The sequence below is a fragment of the Leptospira adleri genome (assembly GCF_002811985.1).
Taxonomy (GTDB): Bacteria; Spirochaetota; Leptospiria; order Leptospirales; family Leptospiraceae; genus Leptospira; species Leptospira adleri.
In genome coordinates, this window is the sequence record NZ_NPDU01000001.1 from 127342 (window position 1) to 147681 (window position 20340).

The 20340-nt window shown below is 45.2% G+C and carries 16 protein-coding genes; 9 read left to right on the forward strand and 7 right to left on the reverse strand.

All coding sequences use genetic code 11. The annotated features are described in order from the left end of the window. Window positions 1-759, reverse strand: coding sequence for a glucose 1-dehydrogenase (locus CH376_RS00670; protein WP_100785699.1), 759 nt, complete (start codon window positions 757-759; stop codon window positions 1-3). A 33-nt stretch (window positions 760-792) separates the two neighbouring features. Beyond that, window positions 793-1662 carry an acyl-CoA thioesterase gene (locus CH376_RS00675; RefSeq protein ID WP_100785698.1) on the reverse strand — a complete coding sequence of 290 codons (870 nt, stop codon included), beginning with the start codon at window positions 1660-1662 and terminating at the stop codon, window positions 793-795. A gap of 600 nt (window positions 1663-2262) precedes the next feature. On the opposite strand from CH376_RS00675, the gene CH376_RS00690 reads away from it, so the two are divergent. From CH376_RS00690 to CH376_RS00715, 6 genes are read left to right on the forward strand one after another with little or no spacing between them, the layout of a single operon-like run. Then, on the forward strand, window positions 2263-4050 hold the full coding sequence (locus tag CH376_RS00690) for a CoA-transferase (RefSeq protein ID WP_100785695.1): 1788 nt from the start codon (window positions 2263-2265) through the stop codon (window positions 4048-4050). A 34-nt stretch (window positions 4051-4084) separates the two neighbouring features. Next, window positions 4085-5059, forward strand: coding sequence for a ketoacyl-ACP synthase III (locus tag CH376_RS00695; protein WP_100785694.1), 975 nt, complete (start codon window positions 4085-4087; stop codon window positions 5057-5059). Window positions 5060-5094: 35 nt separating this feature from the next. Then, the gene (locus CH376_RS00700) at window positions 5095-10449 is read left to right on the forward strand and encodes an AAA family ATPase (RefSeq protein WP_100785693.1); all 5355 of its coding nucleotides are present in this window, start codon (window positions 5095-5097) and stop codon (window positions 10447-10449) included. Window positions 10450-10485: 36 nt separating this feature from the next. Further along, window positions 10486-11040 carry a SiaB family protein kinase gene (locus CH376_RS00705; protein WP_100785692.1) on the forward strand — a complete coding sequence of 185 codons (555 nt, stop codon included), beginning with the start codon at window positions 10486-10488 and terminating at the stop codon, window positions 11038-11040. Window positions 11041-11042: 2 nt separating this feature from the next. After that, the gene (locus CH376_RS00710) at window positions 11043-11417 is read left to right on the forward strand and encodes a DUF1987 domain-containing protein (protein WP_100785691.1); all 375 of its coding nucleotides are present in this window, start codon (window positions 11043-11045) and stop codon (window positions 11415-11417) included. A 27-nt stretch (window positions 11418-11444) separates the two neighbouring features. After that, complete coding sequence (locus tag CH376_RS00715) at window positions 11445-12920, forward strand: adenylate/guanylate cyclase domain-containing protein (RefSeq protein WP_100785690.1); 1476 nt, start codon at window positions 11445-11447, stop codon at window positions 12918-12920. A 97-nt stretch (window positions 12921-13017) separates the two neighbouring features. Here the strand turns inward: CH376_RS00715 and CH376_RS00720 are convergent, their stop codons facing one another. The 4 genes from CH376_RS00720 to CH376_RS00735 form a co-directional block, all read right to left on the reverse strand. After that, window positions 13018-13593 (reverse strand): SH3 domain-containing protein, encoded by a 576-nt coding sequence (locus CH376_RS00720; protein ID WP_100785689.1) that lies wholly within the window; start codon window positions 13591-13593, stop codon window positions 13018-13020. Between the two features lie 199 nt (window positions 13594-13792). Next, entirely contained in the window at window positions 13793-14251 is a 459-nt protein-coding gene (locus tag CH376_RS00725) for a VOC family protein (RefSeq protein ID WP_100785835.1), read from the reverse strand. A 143-nt stretch (window positions 14252-14394) separates the two neighbouring features. After that, window positions 14395-14643 (reverse strand): hypothetical protein, encoded by a 249-nt coding sequence (locus CH376_RS00730; RefSeq protein WP_100785688.1) that lies wholly within the window; start codon window positions 14641-14643, stop codon window positions 14395-14397. Between the two features lie 51 nt (window positions 14644-14694). Further along, window positions 14695-15774, reverse strand: a complete 1080-nt coding sequence (locus CH376_RS00735) for an endonuclease/exonuclease/phosphatase family protein (RefSeq protein WP_100785687.1) — start codon at window positions 15772-15774, stop codon at window positions 14695-14697. 133 nt (window positions 15775-15907) lie between these two features. Between CH376_RS00735 and CH376_RS00740 the strand changes: the two genes are divergently transcribed. Continuing rightward, complete coding sequence (locus CH376_RS00740) at window positions 15908-16918, forward strand: hypothetical protein (protein WP_100785686.1); 1011 nt, start codon at window positions 15908-15910, stop codon at window positions 16916-16918. Window positions 16919-16931: 13 nt separating this feature from the next. Here the strand turns inward: CH376_RS00740 and CH376_RS00745 are convergent, their stop codons facing one another. Then, window positions 16932-17873: an alpha/beta hydrolase gene (locus CH376_RS00745; protein WP_100785834.1), complete on the reverse strand. Its 942-nt coding sequence runs from the start codon at window positions 17871-17873 to the stop codon at window positions 16932-16934. 257 nt (window positions 17874-18130) lie between these two features. On the opposite strand from CH376_RS00745, the gene CH376_RS00750 reads away from it, so the two are divergent. Together CH376_RS00750 and mtnC are read left to right on the forward strand one after the other, a co-directional pair. Then, window positions 18131-19519 carry an MFS transporter gene (locus CH376_RS00750; RefSeq protein ID WP_100785685.1) on the forward strand — a complete coding sequence of 463 codons (1389 nt, stop codon included), beginning with the start codon at window positions 18131-18133 and terminating at the stop codon, window positions 19517-19519. Further along, window positions 19520-20233: an acireductone synthase gene (gene mtnC / locus CH376_RS00755; RefSeq protein ID WP_100785684.1), complete on the forward strand. Its 714-nt coding sequence runs from the start codon at window positions 19520-19522 to the stop codon at window positions 20231-20233. The last annotated feature ends 107 nt before the right edge of the window (window positions 20234-20340 follow it).

Sequence of the window (20340 nt, forward strand, 5' to 3'; positions counted from 1 at the left end):
TTATTTTGCCGAGTATCCACCGTCGACGGGAAGGGCCGTTCCCGTGATAAAGGAAGCGTCGGAACTGCAGAGCCAAACCGCGACCTTCGCGACTTCTTCCGGAGTCGCGATGCGATGTAAGGGATGTAATTTCACGAGTTGTTTTTCCGCTTCGACGGGATCCTTCGCAAGATGAAAGAGTTCTTCAAGAATCTCGGTCTTCACCGCGCCGGGGCAAACCGCGTTGATACGAATATTCTTCTTTGCGTATTCGAGCGCGGCGCTCTTGGTCAATCCGATGATTCCGTGTTTCGCGGCGGAATACGGATTGATTCCTACGACTCCGTTGATCCCCGAGATCGAAGATACGTTCACAACCGCCCCTCCCCCTACTTTGAGCATTTCAGGAATTTGATATTTCATAGAAAGCCAGGCGCCTTTGAGATTCACGTCCACGACTTTATCCCACACTTCTTCCGGATATTCGTGCAAGAGATGATTCTCTCCCATGATTCCCGCGTTGTTGATTCCGAAATCGAGTCGACCGTATTTTTCAATCGCGAAGTCCACCGCTTTTTTTACCTGTTCGGACGAAGTCACGTCGCAGGAAAAGAAGAATGCGTCTTCCCCCTTAGATCTGAGTTCGGATTCTACCTTTTTTCCTTCTTCGGATCTTCTGCCGCAAAAGACGACCTTCACGCCCCTCGATAAGAACTCCAAAACGACCGCCTTCCCGATTCCTGTGCTTCCGCCGGTCACCATCGCGACTTTGTCTTTCATAGAATTCTCCAAAAATTGAATATTAGTAAATTATTATATTTTTCTGGTCTTCCCGTTTCTGACCCTGACGAGATATTTTTTCAGATGTCCGTTGATCGCTTCCAGATCCGTCAATTCCCTTTCAACGGAAGCGACTTTCAGATCCTCTATTAAAACGAAAAGATATCTAAGCTCTTCCAGATGCACCTTCGCCTTGAGAATATTCTTTATCTTTTGGGAAAGAATTCTACTTCCCCAGGCTCCGGCTATGGAAACGGGCAAAAGAGTAGCGACTGAACGCAGATGTTCCAAGAGCTGGGCGTGGTCTTTCGCTCTGGATCCTTCCAAACGATTTCCAAGTTTATAGACCTTTAAAATCAGATCGTGCGCGAGTTTCCAAACTTCCAGCTTATCCAAGGTGCGGATTTGAGCCGAAGCGACCTTCGAAGATCCGCTTTCCGCAACGCCTACGGGTGGCGAAGGATAAGAAGGAATTCCGCCCTCCGCGAACTTCTTTCTAAAACCGTCCGGAACGGGCACCACTCTGCGGATGGAATAATCGAAAAAGAGAACTCGAATTTTTATGAGGGAAACTTTTTCCCGTCTTTGATCCTTGGAAATGCGGAAGTAAAGATCGAAGGATTTTTCTCCTAGATTTTCTAATACGACATCGATCTTTACCTGATCGTTGTAGAGCAACTCGCCCTGGTACAAAATTCCCGCGTTGGCAAAGATGATGCTCTTTCCGTAAATATCCGTTACTGAAAATCCTAAATATTGAAAAAACTGAAGATGAGCTTCCATGACCAAATCCAGGATCGAAGCAAAGGAAACGTGAATGTCCAGGGCCAAATCCGTTTTACGAATCGATAACTCCGTCGAGAAATGATAAGTTGCGGGAAATTCAATCTGTATATCGGTCATAATAATTTTACGGACTTGCGCGGTTCAATCGGGACATAATGATTCGCACAAGATTCGATTTTTGTTTTTTCAAGCCGAAGGAACCCAGACCACCTTGGACTTTTTCAAAAGAGATCCATCCGTTTCTTGAATAATAATACTTCTCTTAACAGTTTCGGTTTTTCGAAGTCTCGTCTTGAACGGAAAGGAAGTTTTGCCTCGAACAAGACCTCGATCTTTTTTAGAATTGGAAGCGGAGAATCAACTCTTCAATTCTTTATTCTCCCGATAAAATCAATCGCCCGTTTGAAATCGATCCGGAAAGGGAAATTCGAAATGGAGTATTTTTTTATAAGCAAGGATGGTTTTTGAATTCTTCTTCAAAAAGTTCTTGCTAGAGGACCTTCTTCAAAGAAGATCTTTCAACCGTTGAGACGCGTCAAAATCTACTCGGTGTTTGTTGAAAAAGAAGAAAAAGAAAAAATTTAGGATTTTGAAAAACTAAAGAATTAACTGTAATGAATTTTCTTTTTTTCTCGTAACGTTTCCGAGAATCAGAAAACCGCTGCGTTAGGAAACAAAATCCGAAACATTCATACCGATCCGGGAAACATAGAATCATTGGAAGCAAATAAGAAGATTTTCGCAAACCCGGACGAGATGATCCGAGAAATCGTGAAGCCGGGGATGTCGCTTCATCTCTCCGCTACTATGTCCAGACCCAATGCTCTCATCTATTCTCTCGCGCGTTGTTTTCAGTATACGAATCCCGAATTCACGATCAGCATGGCTGGGATTCATTCCAGCGCTCACGCACTCACCATCTCCAAGATCGTAAAAAAAATGATCACCGGTTTTGCGGGAGACAATTACCCGAAACCTTCTCCGAATTCCCTCTACTCCAATCTTTTGGACGGAACTCCGTTCGAACTCGAACTCTGGTCTCTGTTGAGTCTCGTACAAAGACTGATGGCCGGAGCGATGCGTCTTCCCGGTTTTATTACGAACTCTCTTTTGGGAAGCGATATGATCTTGGATAAGTTAGGCAAAACCGCGTTTCTGTTTCCGAATCCCCAAGGGACTTCCAAAAATCAAAACGTTCCCTATCCTCCGGATTACAAAGGTAAAAAAGGCGCGGACATCGCTTACATTCTTCCTTTAAATCCGGACTACACTTTGTTACACGCGGTCATCGGAGACGAAGACGGAAATCTTGTTCTCTGTCCTCCGAGCGGCGAAGGTTACTGGGGCGCGCTCGCCGCCAAACAAGGAGTTATCGCCACGGTCGAAAGAATCGTGCCCAAAGGATCGATTCCACCCGAACTCGTAACCGTTCCCGGCAATCGAGTGAGCGCTTTGTCCGTCGCGGAATTCGGCGCACATCCTCAATCTCTTCGCGTATTCGATCTTCCCGGGCTTTCCGTTTTCGAAGGACTTTCCACCTATCTCGACGACTACGAATTTCAGATCGAAGCCAACGAAGCGGCTAACGTGCCATCCAAGGCGGAAAAATGGTACGCGGATTTCGTAAATCTTCCGGGCGGTCACTCGGAATATCTGGATCGTTTAGGAAATACTCGTCTCAGAAGATTGAAGCAGATTCCCGAAGAAAACAAGGCTCTCAAACTCGAAGATCCTACCACGGTCAACGACTCGGAGCAGATGATCATTCTGGCTGCGAGGGCGATTCAAGAATACGTAAAAACAAAAGGATACAAAACGATTCTTGCCGGGATCGGAGCCGCGCATATTTCCGCATGGACCGCCGCTCGTTTTTTGGAAAAGGAAGGGATTCGAGTGGAGGTGATCACGGAACTCGGATTCTATTCGATGAAACCTCATACCGGAGACGTTTTTTTATTCAGTCAACTGCACACAAAAGACTGCACGATGCTTTCGGATATCACGAGCATCTTGGGCACGATCGTCCCCGATCATTGCCTGGGAGTTTTGGGAGCCGCGGAAGTGGATTGGTTCGGGAATATCAACTCGACCAGAACTTCCAAGGGAAAATTTTTAGTGGGTTCGGGAGGCGCCAACGATATCGCGGCAAGTGCGGATTGTATCGTAGTCGCGAAGGCGAATCGAGGACGATTCGTAAAAAAAGTAAACTACGTTACTTCAGTGGGAGATCGAGTGATGGAAGCGATTTGTCAATTCGGAAGGTTTCAAAGACAACCGAACTCCGATCACGTTTTCGAGTTCACGCATTGGATCGCTCCTCCATCTGACGAGGAAATGGAACCGGAAGAAGCGGTTCTCCGTTATACGTCCTGGCTTCCCCCGGACGAGGATGTCCCGCTCCAGGAGGAAAAACCCGTGACGGCGGAGGAGCTTACCGTTTTAAGAGAATTGGATCCGGAAAAGATTTACATAGAACAATTTATGGTATATACAAGACTTCCATAATAAAATAAAATTCGAATTTACTTAGGGGAAAAAAATGAGCGGGAAGAATCTAACAAGCAACGGAGTGAGAATCACGGGGTTCGGTCATTATTTTCCGGAAACGATCGTGACGAACGAAGAGATCCGTTCCCGTTTGAAATTTCCGGAAATGCACCCCGCGGAAAAAGCAGTCATCGGAAATATAGGAGTCAACGAAAGAAGAAGAGCCAACGAAAAAGAAACCGCTATGTATATGGCCGCGAAAGTCGCGGAGATGGCTCTGAAGGACGCGGGGAAAAAACCGGAAGACGTGGATCTTTATATTCTCGCAAACTGGACCGATCGGTATTATCTTCCCGACCTTGCGCCGCAGGCTTCCAAATTATCGGGAACAAAAAACGCGCTCGCCTTCGACGTGAGCACCGCTTGTACGGGATTCGTCCACGGAGTGCAGACAGCTTCCGCTTTCTTGAGTTCGGGCAAATTTAAGAATGCGTTAGTCATCGGAAGTGAACGATTTTCAGTCAGAACACGCATGGGAGGCTACGGAGAATTCACCGCGGGAGACGCGGCCGCCGGAGTATTTCTGGAGTTCACCGGGGATAAGAATTTCGGAATCATCGACTCATTCTTACAAGACGACGGAGATCTCGCCGGAATCATTGTCACCGGACCACCTCCGCAGAGTTATGTGAAAAGTTATCCGGAACTTGTAACAAACGCGGCGGATCTCACGCTCAAATCCATGGATCAGCTCCTGGAGAAAAACGGTTTGACGATAGACGACATCGACTGGGTGGTTCCTCATCCCGGAACGGACGTCGTGGTGCAGGACGTTCTCAAAAGGACTAAGTTCCCGAAGGGGAAAATTCTCATGAACTTCGAAAAGGTCGGAAACACTTCCGCCGCTTCGATCCCGATCGTTCTATCGGAATTTTATTATAAAGGAAAGTTTAAAAAAGGAGACGTGTTCCTCACTCCGGCGGTCGGCGGAGGATTTTATTGGGGAGGACTCCTATTTCGTCTCTAAAAAAGAAAGAGAGAAAGACAGGAAATAAAACAGATATGAAAATTGAAGGTTACGAATTAAAGGAAAGAATGAATTCGGATTCGTCCACGGAGGTTTACAAGGCCGTCCGAACGAAAGATGGGGCGCAGGTAGTCATCAAATATATTCCGATCTTAGACGAACTCCATCCCGCAGTCGTGAACTTGAGAAACGAATTCGAAATTCTTAATTATCTCGCTTCCGAAAAAATGATCCACGCGTTCGCCATGGAAAAAATCCCGGAAGGATTCATTCTAGTCTTGGAGTTCGTTCCCGGAGGAACTCTCAAACATTTTTCGGGAAAAAAACCGGTCAACCTCAAAGACTTTTTCAAAATCGCGGTCGATCTTACGGAAAGACTCGGAGAAATACATAATAAAAAAGTAATACACAAGGATTTAAAACCGGACAACATCATCTTCAACCCGGAGGGAAGCGTTTTAAGAATCGTGGACTTCGGAATTTCCACACGTCTTTCCAAAGAAGAAACCTCCTGGTCCAATCCGAACCGCCTGGAAGGAAGCATTCACTACGTTTCTCCGGAACAAACCGGAAGAATGAACCGTTCCGTCGATTATCGAAGCGATTTTTATTCCCTGGGAATCACGTTTTACGAACTCATCACTGGCAAACTTCCGTTCGAAAGCGAGGACCTTTTGGAACTCGTCCACTTTCACCTTGCCAAAACTCCTCTCGATCCTCGTAAGCTCAGAAACGAAATTCCGGAAGCGCTTTCCGGTATCGTTCTCAAACTGCTTTCTAAAACCGCAGAGGACCGTTATCAGACTTCGGAAGGTTTGAAGGCGGACTTGGAAACCGTTCAGAAAAAATGGCTCGAATCGGGCGACGTGCCTGCGTTCGCTCTGGGCTCCAAGGATTATTCGCAGGAGTTTAAGATTCCTCAAAAACTCTACGGTAGAGAGGAATACATCGAATCCTTGTTAGGCGAATTCAAAAGAGTCACGGACACAGGAAGAACGAGCGTCGTATTGATCGCGGGATATTCCGGGGTCGGAAAGTCTTCTCTCGTAAAGGAAATCAACAAACCTCTTACGGAATCGAAGGGATATTTCGTATCGGGTAAGTTCGATCAATACAACCGCAACGTTCCCTTCAGCGCGATCATACAAGTCTTCTCGAACCTGATCGAACAAATTCTAACGGAATCGCCCGAAAGAATCGAAAACTGGAAGAATAAGATCAAGGACACGTTGGGTAGCAACGGGAAAGTGATCACCGACGTTTTACCGGAGCTCGAATTTATCATCGGTCCTCAAACGCCCGTAACGGAGCTGGGCGCACAAGAGAACGCGAATCGTTTCTATTTGGTATTTCAAAACTTCATTAAGATTTTTGCGAACCAGGAACATCCTTTAGCGATTTTTCTCGACGATCTGCAATGGGCGGATACTTCCTCTCTGGAATTGGTAAAAAATCTGATCGAGGACGTTTCCGTAAATTATCTTTTCTTAATGTTGGCTTATAGGGACAACGAGGTGGATTCGACACATCCGTTTTCCACGTTAGTTTCGAATTTGGAAAAGGAAGGATTCCGATTGGATAAAATTCTTCTAAAACCTTTGAGTTTGCAGAACGTAAACGAACTTTTAGCGGACAGTCTGCGGAGCTCCTCGGAAGAAACGTTGAGCTTCGCCGAAATCGTTTATTCTAAAACCAGAGGAAATCCGTTTTTTATCAACGAACTCTTAAAACAATTATCCAAAGAAGAGATCATCTCCTACAAAAAAGGCGATTCTACGTTCAGCGGAAAATGGATCTGGAATCTCGAAAAGATAAAGAACACTGATATTTCGGATAACGTGGTCGAACTTTTAGTAAGAAGAATCAAAAAACTCTCACCTCGCACACAAGAGACGCTAAAACTGGCGTCCTGCATCGGCAGCAACTTCGATCTGGGAGTCCAGTCCAAAATTTTGGGAGCGACTTTAAAAGAGACCGCCGCAGCCATCATGGAAACCATGGAAGAGGAATTGATCGTTCCTTACGGCGACAATTACAGGTTGGTCGACTCCATGGAGGAGATAGAGGAAAACAAGGAAAAGAACTTTCAAATCGCAAAAACGATCTTATTTCGATTTCAGCACGACAGAGTCCAACAGGCGAGTTACGAATTATTAAACGAAGATCAAAAACAATCCACTCGATTAAAGATCGGAAGAATCCTATTAGAAAACCTGAATGAAAAAGCGCTCGAAGATTCGATATTCGACGTCGTAAACCACTTAAACACCGGCTCGTCCTTAATCGCCGATAACGAAGAAAAAAGAAAATTACTACAATTGAATATACAGGCCGCGCAGAAAGCCAAGTTGTCCGCCGCCTACAAACCGGCCAAATTATATTCCGAAAAAGCCAGGGAACTGCTTTTTTCGCTTCCGGAATCCGGGAAAGGAGATAAGGAACTCTGGTCGAAAGAATACGGACTCGCATATTCGGTTCATAAGGAATTAGCCGAAGTCCTCTATCTCAACGGAAACTTTGAAGAATCGCAGGAGATGATTCAGGTCATCCTCAAACAGGCAAAAACTCCCGTGGAACAAGCGGAGGCTTACAACCTTTTGATGATCGAATACTCCGCCCAAGGAAAATTCGATCTTGCGATGCCGACGGTAATCAAAGCGCTGAAACCTTTAGGAATCGAAATTCCGACTTCGAATTTCGACAAGGTCGTGGACAAAGAAATTCAGGAAGTCAGAAAAAATTTAAAAAACAGAAGCGTAACATCGCTGTTAGACGAACCGCTAATGACCGACGCAAATCATATCTGGGCGGTGAATCTTTTGATCAGTGCGATCCCGATGGCTTATAATAAAGAGCCCGCCCTATTTCCTGTGATCTGCCTAAAAATGGCGAACCTACTTTTAAAGTTTGGAAACCTTTCCGACTCTTACGGATATTCCTGTTACGGTATGGTTTTAGTCGGCAAACTGTCCGATTACAAAGCCGCCTACGACTTCTGCGAATTAGCGGTGAAACTCAGCGAAAAATATATGAACCCCGGCGGCTATACGAAGGCAGCGAATATTCTGGCGAACTATTCGTCCTCTTTCGTAAAACATCTCAAATTCTCCGAAGAAGTGAATATAAAGTGTGTTCAATCCGCTTTGGATTCGGGAGAATTTTTGCACGGAAGTTATGCGGCCATGAACGATGCGTCTAACGTTCTTTTTCAAGGCAAGAATCTGGAAATTTTAAAACCGAAGATCAATCAGCTCCTCAAATTCGTGAGAAAAGTGAAAAACAATCTCGCGATCGATACGATCCTGGGAACTACTTTGATTCTTTCCAATCTAAGAGGTGAAACGGGCGGGCACCTCGACTTTTCTTCCGGCGAGTATCAGGAAAAGGAATATATCGATCTTTGCAACGATCACCAGAGTTTAGCGCCTATTTGCACGTTCAAAGTGATGAAGATAAGATCGTTGCTTATGTATGGAGAATACCAACTGGCTCTTCAAGAAGCTGAGGAAGCCAATGGAATGATCTTATATCTTGGCGGACAATACGGGCCCTGGGAGCATAATTTTTTGTATTCCCTCGCGCTTGCGGCGAATTATAAAAAAGTCGCACCCGATAAGAAAAAAGAATATCTCAAAAAAATTCGTGAAAATCAAAAACAACTCCTTGCATTAGCCGAAAGTTGCCCGGAAAACTTCTACCACAAACACCTGTTAGTCGAAGCGGAACTCGCGAGACTCGAATATAAAAATTGGAAGGCCGCGAGAACCTACGAAGCCGCGATCCGGGAAGCGAGAAAAAACGAATTCCCGAACGACGAGGCTCTGTCTTGCGAGATGGCCGCGACTTTCTGGCTTTCCAAGGGAAGTATCAAGATTGCCGGAGAATTTATCAACGAAGCATTTCATCGCTACGGACTCTGGGGCGCGAATTTAAAACAGAGTATGCTCAAATCCAAATATCCGGAGTTTATCCGCGAAAGAGGAACCGGAACGATTCGAACTCACAGAACGATCTCCACAACGACCGCAGCCGCAACCGAAGTTTATTCGGGTCAGACTCTCGACCTTCAATCCGTATTAAAAAGTTCTACTGCGATTTCCGGAGAAATCAAACTGGAAAATCTTCTCGATAAATTGATGAAGATCGTAATCGAGAACGCGGGAGCTCAGAGAGGCGTCCTGATTCTTAAAAAGGAAGGAAGGCTCTATGTCGAAGCGGAAGGTTCGATCACAAAAGACGACGTAGACGTTCTTACCGGAATTCCTCTCGGCAACAGCAAAAATCTTCCGATATCTCTGATCTATTACGTGGAACGCACAAAAGAGAATCTGGTTCTTAGAAACGCGAACCAAGACGAGAAGTTTAACAAAGACGAGTATATTAAGAATTCTAAAACTAAATCCGTTCTCTGTACTCCGGTCATCAAACAAGGCGAGATTTCCGGCATTCTCTATCTCGAAAACAATTTATCCGAAGGAGCTTTCACTTCGGATAGACTTCAGATCATGAACATTCTTTCCTCTCAAGCCGCGATCTCCATCGATAACGCGTTACTCTATTCTAATATGGAAGAAAAGGTAAGAGAAAGAACGAGAGAATTAGCTCAAGCGAACGCGGATCTCGGACTTAAAAATCAGCATATCACCGACAGTATCACATATTCATTGAATATTCAACAGGCGATTCTTCCTTCCGAAACTCTTCTTGCAAAAAATCTAAAGGAACAATTCGTTCTTTTCAGACCGAAAGATATCGTCTCGGGCGACTTCTACTGGTTCAGCAAAAAAGAAGGATCAATTTTTCTCGCGGCGGTCGATTGTACTGGACACGGGGTCCCCGGTGCTTTAATGTCAATGATCGGAAATACGTTGCTCAACCAGATCGTTAACGAATCGGGAATCAAAGATCCCGGTAAGGTTTTGGAACATTTGAATAAGAACGTAAGACAAGCCTTGAAACAAGATTCCTTAGATACGAACTCGGTGGATGGGATGGACATCTGCTTTTGTAGAATCGAAACGGATAAAGTTTATTTCGCAGGCGCCAAAAGACCCCTCTACTTTTCCAGAGGCGGAAAGATCGAGGAGATCAAAGGCGACAGACATTCCATCGGCGGAAGACAAAAAGAAGATTCTAGAACCTATACCACACACGAGGTAAAACTGGAAAAGGGAAAACCCTCCATGTTTTATCTGACAACGGACGGTTATATGGATCAACCGAATCCTCAGAGACAAAGAATCGCCAGCAAGGGACTGATCGCACAATTACACGGCGTGTCTGCCCTTCCCGCGAACGAACAAAAAGAAAGACTGGCGGCCTTTTTAGACGGACATCAATCGGGAGAATCCCAGAGAGATGACATAACTTTGATCGGATTTCGGATCTGAGCATCCACGAAAATATAGGGAGTATGTTAAAAAGAAATGATGGAAAACAAGTCCGTAGACCTGTTTAAGCACTATAAAGAGGCCTGCGATTATCAATTAATTGTTTCCTTTAAGGGCCGACTTTCGCAGGAAGTCCTTACGGAATTCGGTTCTATGATCCGAACATCCCTAAGCACGGAATCGAAAATCAAAAAAATCTTCGCCGTTTTTATAGAATTGGCACAGAATATGTTACACTATTCGGCGGAAAGAAGAGCTCAGGAAGACGGAAGAGAAGGCGGAGTCGGCATTATCATGGTCGATGAAAAATCGATTGGCTATAATGTTTCGTCCGGGAACCTTGTACTAAACGAGAAAATCGATTCGCTGAAAGCAAAATGCGAGAAGATAAATTCTATGTCGAGAGACGAGCTGAAAACTTACTATCAACAACAGTTGCGCTCGGACCGGCCGGACGACAGCAAAGGCGCCGGAGTCGGACTGATCGATATCGCAAGAAAGTCGGACGGACCGCTGACCTACATCGTCTCGCCTGTGGACGATAAGCATTCGTTTTTTACACTTTCTGCATACTTCACAAAGGAAAATTGAGAATGGAATCTTTACATATCCAACAGACCAAAACTTCTCCAGAGGTTATTTTGGACACTGAGAAAGGAGTTGTGGAAATCATCGGAGAATCTTATCCGGAAAACGCGATCGCTTTCTACAAGCCCGTATTCGACTGGCTCAACTCTACGATGGGAAACAAAAGCGCGATCCAAGTAAAATTTCAGTTGGATTATTTTAATACGAGTTCTTCGAAAGTGATCATGGACATTTTGGATTCTCTTCAAAAATATCACGATCAAAGCGGCAAGGTTAAAGTCCTCTGGTTGTATAAAGAAGACGACGACGATATGCAGGAAACGGGCGAGGAATTCTCATCCGATCTTTCTCTGCCGTTCGAACTCAAATCCTACAAATAAGACCGTTCTTCGGCATAGGACCAATCCATGGAACCAGCGTCTCCGGCACAGAAGGACTTTAATTCTTTTTTTGAAAACGAGTTTCAATTATTAAACGAAGTAAACGAAACCCTCGATAAAAAAGATTCTCTTCAAAAGGACGATCTGATCCAAGAACTTAAAAAGGTCGGAGACGCTTACGAATCCCTTCTAAAACAATCCTCGAAGCTGATGAAGATCGGAGATTCCACGCAGAATCGTCTGATCAAAACCCAAACCGAACTTCAGGATTCCAATCAAAGGTTGGTTTCCTCTTATCAGAATCTCAAACAGTTGAGCGAAATCGGTCAGATGATCACCGCAAGTCTGGAGCCGAAAATCATTCTTACCTCCGTTTATGAAAACACGAAATCGATGGTCTCGATGGATATTCTTGCCTTCGGAATTTTAGAGGAAGGTAAGAATGAGATAAAATACAAGTTCAGTCTGATCGAAGGCCGTTACACCCCCGCTCCCTCCGTGGATTCTTTGGCCGAAGAAAACCCTTCCTCTTTTTGTTATAATCAAAATCAAGAATTGATCACAAACGATCTTGAAAAGGATTTTCCCCGTTACGTTTCCACCATTCAGAAACACTTCGGAGAAAAGACGAGCTCCGTAGTTTATCTTCCGCTCAAAGTGGAAGAAAGATTCATAGGAATTCTTACGATCCAGAGTTACGAGAAGAATGCGTTCAACGAAAATCAACTCAGCATTTTAAGAACTCTTGCGAACTACGTGGCGATCGGTGTGGATAACGCGGACGCTTACAAAACTCTTTCCAAAAGAAACCGGGAACTCAAAGATTCTCTGGAAAAGATCAATGTGTTAAACGAAGGTCTGGAAAAAGAAAGACAGAAATCGGAAAGTCTTCTTCTTAATATCCTACCCAAGGCGATCGCCGAAAGATTGAAAGGCGGCGAAGGAGTCATCGCCGATTACATCCCGAACTCGACGGTCCTTTTTGCGGATATCGTCGGCTTTTCGAAACTTTCGACTCAGATCCCGACCCCGAATCAGTTGGTCGAAATTCTAAACCAGATCTTCACTTGCTTCGACGATATCGCGAGCAAATATCAACTCGAGAAGATCAAAACGATCGGAGACTGTTATATGATGGCCGGAGGAATTCCCAACCCGACGACCGATCACGCGGAAAAGATCGCGTTAGCCGGAATCGAAATGATTTCCGGCCTGAAAAATCTTCAGAAATCCTGGAAATACGAATTTAATATCCGAATCGGAATTCATACGGGGGACGTAGTCGCCGGGGTCATCGGGAAAAACAAGTTCGTCTACGATCTTTGGGGCGATTCGGTGAACACCGCTTCTAGAATGGAATCCCACGGTCAGCCGGGAAAAATCAACTGCTCAGAAGCGACGTATAACGCGCTCAAAGATCTTTTCGAATTCGAAGACCGCGGAATTATCGAGATCAAGGGAAAGGGCCCTATGAGAACTTTTTTTCTTCTGGGCAAAAAATAATCTTCTCGAAAAGCGCTTTCAATTTATTGAATATTCTTGCGTTCGATCCAAGATCGATAGCTCCTCCGATTTTCGGTTTGTTCGGCCACGGCAAAATTCAGGGATAAGGTTTCACTTTCGTTTCTATGATTTCAAAATAGCGAAGTTTAACGAATCCGCGATTTCCCCGTTTTGTGGAGACGCGGGCCCAATCGGCCGGATCGTATCCCTTATATCCGAGTTGGATCAAAACGTTTGCGCTTACATAGAAAATTTCGCCCGGTCGAACGGAATCCACGATCTTAGAATCCAAAGACTCGCCTGCCCGGACATTGAGCTTATCGCCCTCTTGAATCCGAACCACTTTTGCCGGAAACCAAACTTGATCCAAGGAAACCCAACCGGTGATTTTGTTTTCGGTTTCGATCTCGTACGCTACCGGATCGCCTTCGAATCCGAAATTTGCCGACTTAATAAGTTTCACCAATGTGAGATTAGGAAGTCTCGCGACTTCCTCTTGATAATCCGCGTTGAAGGTTCCCTCTTTTGGGACGACGGTTTTGTAAACCGGTATGGACTTTCGATCGGAGCTCGATAAGAGCGCTTTCGGATCGGACTCGGACGCAAAACTGCCGCTTGCAATCGTTAGAATCAGAATCGTGAATAAGACGGGAATCGTTTTTGAGTTCTTCATTTCGGCGTTTCCTTGATCGTTTCTGCGGATCTTCGACGCGGGACCGCGTGAGCGATCGATGCGGATTCAACAAATTGACGCTTCGAAACAAAACATTCATAAAACGGAATATTCAATTTGTTGAATTAAGCGGAGAGCGCGGCCGCGATTTCAAACGGACTTTTGCGTTCAAAAAAATCGGCGGCACGCCCGGAAGAATTTATCGAAGAGCTTCGATCACGTCCGCGGGAGCCTGGACCAACTCCACAAGAACGCCTTCGGAACAGTAAGGGAATTCCTCGTTCCCTTTTGGATGAATAAAGCATACGTCGTAACCGGCGGCGCCTTTTCTGATTCCGCCCGGCGTAAAACGAACTCCTTTCGCGCTCAACCATTCCACGGCTTTGTGAATGTCGTCCACCCAGAGTCCGATATGATTGAGTTTCGGTTCGTGAACTTTCGGACTTTTGTTTACGTCGATCGGTTGCATGATATCGACTTCGACCGCAAAAGGTCCCTTGCCCATTCTGAGAATGTCTTCGTCCACGTTTTCCTTTTCACTTCTGAAAGTTCCCGTTTTTTCCAGGCCGAGAATGTCCACCCAAAACGTTTCGAGTTTCTTTTTGTCTTCTCCGCCCACGGCGATCTGTTGAATTCCTAATATTTTAAACGGTCTCATGATGTTATTTCCAAAAAGTAATTCTTTTGATTCCGACCTTCTCTTTTCGAATTCATTTTCGTATGAAAGAAGAATCCAATTCGTTCCTCTCCGAAAGCCGGTTCTCGGATCCAGAAAATACGCTCGCTTTTTCTTTGGCAACTTCATTCCCTCACGGTCGTTTGTTTCGCCCGGCCACAAGTTTGTTCGTTCGAATTCGATCGGAACGGATTCTTTCGATCGATACGGAGCCGATCCATCCGAAATGATTTTGCAAGAATGCGGATCACCTTGACTTCCAGTTCGACCGCAACCTTTTTTTTACTCGAACCGATTTGTCGGAGCAATTGAATCCGCTCCGTAAAGTCTTTTGCCGTAGTCCCGACCTTTCTTCGAGAAAAGTAGGAACTCATACTTTTTACGGTTTCACCGCGGGGCTGGCACCGGCGGGGAAGCGAAGAATTTCACCGGAGAGTATAAGTTCCGATCTGAGGAAAATGATCGGAGATGTCCCAGACTTTTTCGCCTTGATCCACTCGGTAAGCGCTCTGTTTCAGATTGGAAGAATAAAAAATATAGTCGATCGTTCGGTCCGGTTTTCCGATCGCCGGATCGTTTGAAAAATGCGTATAGTATTTGGCCTTCTCGGGTCCATTCAAAATATCTAATGGAACCGCGGAACTCCAACGATCGAACAAGGGTTTGATCTCCTGTTCGTCCGAATAAAAGAAAGCTCCGTTGGGATGCATCGCCTTCCGGTCAAAACCCGGCGGAAGAAGATTGAAGTCCCCGCCTAACACCCATGCGTGACCCGCAAGATCCAACTCCTTGAGAAGTCCCGCGATCGTCTCCACTTGTTTGTGCATCGTATCCGTTCCCTGGGAAAACGCGTCGAGGTGCGTGTTTAAAACCGTAAACTTCTCCCCGCCCGCAATCGGAAAATCGTTCTGAAGTACCGCGCGTTTTAAGTTGAACTGAGTCGAAATCGGATCCGCGGGCATCAAAGGAAGTGAATGTCTTATACCGTCGGAGATTTTAAACTTACTTACCGTCGCGAGTTTCATTCCCACACTTCCGAGAATTTTAGGATGAGGCACAAAGGCCGACTTCCAATAAAAGGCTTCGCTGCTACAGACGTAGGAAGGATCGAGAGCCGCGAGAATTCTTTCCAACTGATTTTCTTTGAAAGTATTCTTCGCTCCGTCATGCAGCTCTTGAAAAAGGATTACGTCCGGATTTTCGGAACGAATGTAGTCCGTGATTTTTTTGAGAGTGGTTTCGATCTCTTCCCGAGAAGGCCCGGTATCGGGACCGTCTCCGTTCGGGACGTCGTACCAGAATACCCTTTTTTTGCCCGCAAGATATTGTATATTCCAAACAAGAACCTTAATCTTAGAATCCGCTTTTAAAATCGGAGCGTCCTCCGGACATTTTACTTCCGCAGGCTGCGCTTGATCCGGATGAAATGTGATGGAATAGATTAGGATCAAAAGGGATCCGAAAAGAATTCCCAGCGCCGCCAATATTTTTCGAAACCAAGCCATCAAGATTCTCCTTAAAAACGGTCTAAGCGAACGACACAATCGCTCAAAGAGAATACAAGCTATGGAAACAAAAGCGAGTGTAAAGGATTTTCTTTTTAAGAGGGTGGAATAAAACTGACTTTAAGAGCCCGAGATGAAAAAAATCCTAACGATCTTATCCATACTTTTTTTTGCACAAGTTTCCATCCATTCGGAAGAAATCGAACTCAAGATCCGCGTCAAAAACGGGACTACCGGTAAGGAAGGAAGTATCGAATCTCTTCGAGTTATCGCACTCCAACAAGGAATGATTCCGATCAAGGAACTCGGTCCCGCAAAAGGAGATTTTATCGTATCGAAACTTTCCGTTCCGGATCAGTCTCCGATTCTTCTCCAAGCGAAATACGCGGGGGTCAACTATAACAAGATGGTCCCTCCGGTTCCCGTGATGCGCTCCGCGGTTCAAGAGATCGTAGTCTATGAAAAGACGAAGGATAAATCTTTGGTTCGAACCAGATCCGCGATGCAGATCACGAGAGGAAAAGATTTTCTCCGAGTTTTTAAAATCTTTCTTATCTCCAACAATACGATTCCTCCTAAGAGTTATCAAGACGAACAAAATCCTTTCGAGGTCTACGTCCCTTCCGAAGCGACCGAAGTGATGGGGCAGCTTACGCAAGGGGAAGCTCGGATGGCGATCCCTCTTCAACTCCAAGACGGCCCGAACGGAAAATTTTTGGATCGTGCGATTCTTCCCGGAAGTTCAGAATTACAAATTTCTTATACGATTCCCGCAAGCAATCTTTCCACCGTTACTTTTAAGGATAGAATGTTGGCCGAGAAGAGCGAAGGGTTTCGCGCCGTGTTTTCCAAACCGGGAGACATGGACGTTTCTTTTATCGGAGCTTCCAAACAGGAAAAAATCGAAGAAGACGTTCCTTCCGATATGAAAGCGTTTAAAATCGGTTATCCCGCTCCTCAATACGAGGTTTCGATTTCGGTTTCCGGAGGCGCGCCCGTCATGGATATGGAAACGGAACGAGTCAATCGTAAGATCGAAAACGGAACTTGGTTCCCTACGACCGAACGTTCGATTCTCGGGCTGGTGGCGATCTTAGGTTTTCTTTTCACCCTTTCTTTCGTCTTCGTCTATAGAAAGAGTTGAACGATTTAAGAATTTAAACGGCGCTCTTTTTTTTAACGGCGCTTGCGGTTTTTTTCTTAAGTTTGAGAGAAGAATCCTTCGCGTCGGGAATAACTTTCTCTCGAACGAGAGTTTCTAAAAAGGACTGAATGTCCTGTAAAACTACTTCCCTATGCTCCGGATATTCGTTCATCAGTTCGTGATAAAGACCCGGATAAATTTTGATTCTTTTGTTTCGGTAAATTAGATTTTTATAAAGTTCCGTCGAGCCGTTCACGTCCACGATTCCGTCCTCTTGACCGTGAAGAATCAATACGGGGCATCGAAGTATTCCCGCCTTTTTGATCAGCTTGGGGCCGATCTCCAAAAGTTCGGATCCCATTCTTAAAGAAACCTTACCGTGAACGAGAGGATCCTGACGGTATGCTTCGATCACGTCCGGATCGTGAGAAAGAAACTGGAGGTCCAGCTCCGCATCGACGGTCGCAGAAGGGGATATTTTACTTAAGAAACCGGCCGCGATTTTTTTTAACTGTTTTTTGAAATCCATTCTTACAAGAAGAGCGGGCGCGGAAAGAATTAGGCCCAAGATGTTATCCTGATTGATTCCTTCCTGAGAATAACGAAGCGCCACGGCTCCTCCAAGAGAATGACCTAACAGAAAAAAACGATCTTTCTGTTCCCTTTTCAGAACCTCGGAAGCGAAATCGGAAAGATCGCGGACATACTGATCGAAAGAATCCGCGTGTCCCCTTCTCCCTTCCGATCTTCCGTGACCTCTCATATCGAAAGAATAAAAATTGATGTCGCTCTTCGCAAAAAAACGAAGCAAGTTCGTATAACGTCCGCTATGTTCTCCGAAGCCGTGATGAAAGATCATTAGACGATTTGCGTTCGGCTTCGTCCAGGATTGACAGTATAACTTTGATTTATCGGAGCCTGATAGAATGTAGAATTCTTTGTGGTGAAAGGTCATTGCAAAAACCGAATTATCTGGAAGAAAGGAATCATCAAAACGAAAGGGGTCAACCAATTATTCTTTCTTGAATCAAGAAAGATCCGTTTTTCAATTCGAAGACATAGAAAGAAAACGTTTCCCCTGTCTATGTCTCGTTATTTTGACTCGAACGAGCGATCTCAAAATCGAAACTCCCGATAAAGTTTCCTTGAGTTTTCCTCCAGTCTCCTCATTGTTTGGAATTCGCCGATATACAAAGAGACTCTGGAGAGAACATGGAAAAAAAGCCCTCGGAACAAAGCCTACTTCGCTTTTTTGGGTTGGGAGAACTGGCAAATTACGGTTGGAACGCGATCCTCGCGTTTTGGATGATCATGGGAATGGCGTTCTTCCTCTTCGCGGATCAGAACCTAATCGCGCCTAACTTAAGAAACATAGGCGCGTCATTCGGATTCGATGACCAAGAAGACGTGGACTGGTATATCGGAGGAGTCATTCCGATTCTCTTTTTTATCTTGGGCGGAGCCGTTTCCGTGAGCATGGGATATCTATCCCAAAAGTATTCTCGAAAAACTCTTATCATTTTCTCCGTCTTCTTAGGTGAAATTCCTTGTTTCCTTTCCGGTTTTGCGACTAGTTATCCGGAGTTCGTAATCTACAGAACCCTCACCGGTTTCGGATTGGGAGGAATTTTTCCCCTTCTTTTCACGGTTCTCGGAGATTACTTTTCCGATAAATCCAGATCCACCGCCGCGGCCTACGTTTCTCTATCGATGGGAATCGGACTCGGCGTAGGACAGTTGTTAGGCGGAATTCTCGGAAACGCGGATCCGGTCAACGGATGGAGAACCAGTTTTATCTATCTTTCCGTTCCTTCTTTCTTATTTGCCTTGATTTACTGGATTTTTTGTAAGGAACCGATTCGAGGCGGAGGAGAAACCGAATGGCAGGGAATCGCGGAAAAATTTCCGGAGGAAAGTTTTCATCTTCGTTGGAGCGACATCCGACTTCTTTTCCAAAACAAAACGAACATAGGAATTTTTCTGCAAGGAATACCGGGTTGCGTGCCCTGGGGAGTTTTTTTCGTGTTCCTTGTCGACTACTACGAATCTTCGTATCATCTCGATAAGGCGACCGCGACGATGCTGCTCACCTACGCGGCGATCGGAGTTTTTGCGGGAACCTTTTTCGGGGGAGTTATAGGACAAAAGATCTACAACTACAACAAAAGGATGCTCCCGATCTTTTGTATGACGAGCATCTTTCTCGGAATCGTGCCCTGCATCTATTTATTAAAAGCTGAAAATATCGCCACGTCCGGCACTTTTATCGTGGTGAATCTGGTCGCGGGATTTCTAATTTCTCTCACTGGACCCAACGTAAGGGCTACATTAATCAATGTGAATATTCCAAAAAACAGAAGTAGTATGTTCGCGCTGTATAATCTGACAGACGATTTGGGGAAAGGATTGGGGCCGGCGATGAGCGCGGTCATCTTAGGTTTGACCCCGGGAGATCGATCTCTCGGACTTTCAATATCGGTTCTATTCTGGATTCCATGCGCCCTGTTCTGGATCATGGTTCTGAATAATTTTGAAAAAGACGAAAAAGACGTACATGATTATTTGGTTCAAGAAGCAGAAAAGATAAGGGGAACCGCTTAATTGGATCTTGGACCCATCGAGTTATTTTTATTCGACATAGAAGGCACGACCACTCCGATCGAGTTCGTGCATAAGGTTTTATTTCCGTATTCCGTTCGAAAGATGGATTCCTTTTTTCAAACCTCGGCGTTGGAAAAAGAATGGAAAGAGAAACTCATGGAAGAAGCGAAGAACGATTCGACATACTTCGAAAAAGTCGGAGATTCTCCGAGCGAACTCGCCGCGTACTGTAAACACCTCGTGTCCGTGGATAGAAAGAGCGGTCCTTTGAAAGAGATACAAGGAAGAATTTGGAAGATCGGATATGAAAGCGGAGAACTGAAAAGCCTCATGTTTTCGGACGTTCCCGAATTCCTAAAAAGAATAAAGGCCGCGCAAAAAAAAGCGGCCGTCTATTCTTCCGGAAGCGTTCAAGCGCAAAAGCTAATATTCGAATATTCGGAATCCGGCGATCTTACGAAATATTTTTCAGGGTACTTCGACACCGCGGTCGGAGGCAAAAGAGAATCTTCCAGTTATTCAAAAATAGCGAAAGAACTCGGGGTGGAACCGAGAAGAATTCTATTCTTTACCGATATCAAAGAAGAAGCGGACGCCGCGATCGGAGCCGACCTCAGAGCCGCGATCTTAGAACGGCCCGGAAATTCCAAACAGCCGGAACATCGTTACCTTAGACTTTCCTCGTTTGAAACGTTAGATCCTTCCCGATCTTAAACCGACTTCTCTTAACAAAATTCACCGGAGAATCGAAACGGCCAGCATCTCTCCGATTGGAAACCCCAAAATCGTTTCTTTTTTTCCGGGCAGGATACGATAAACGA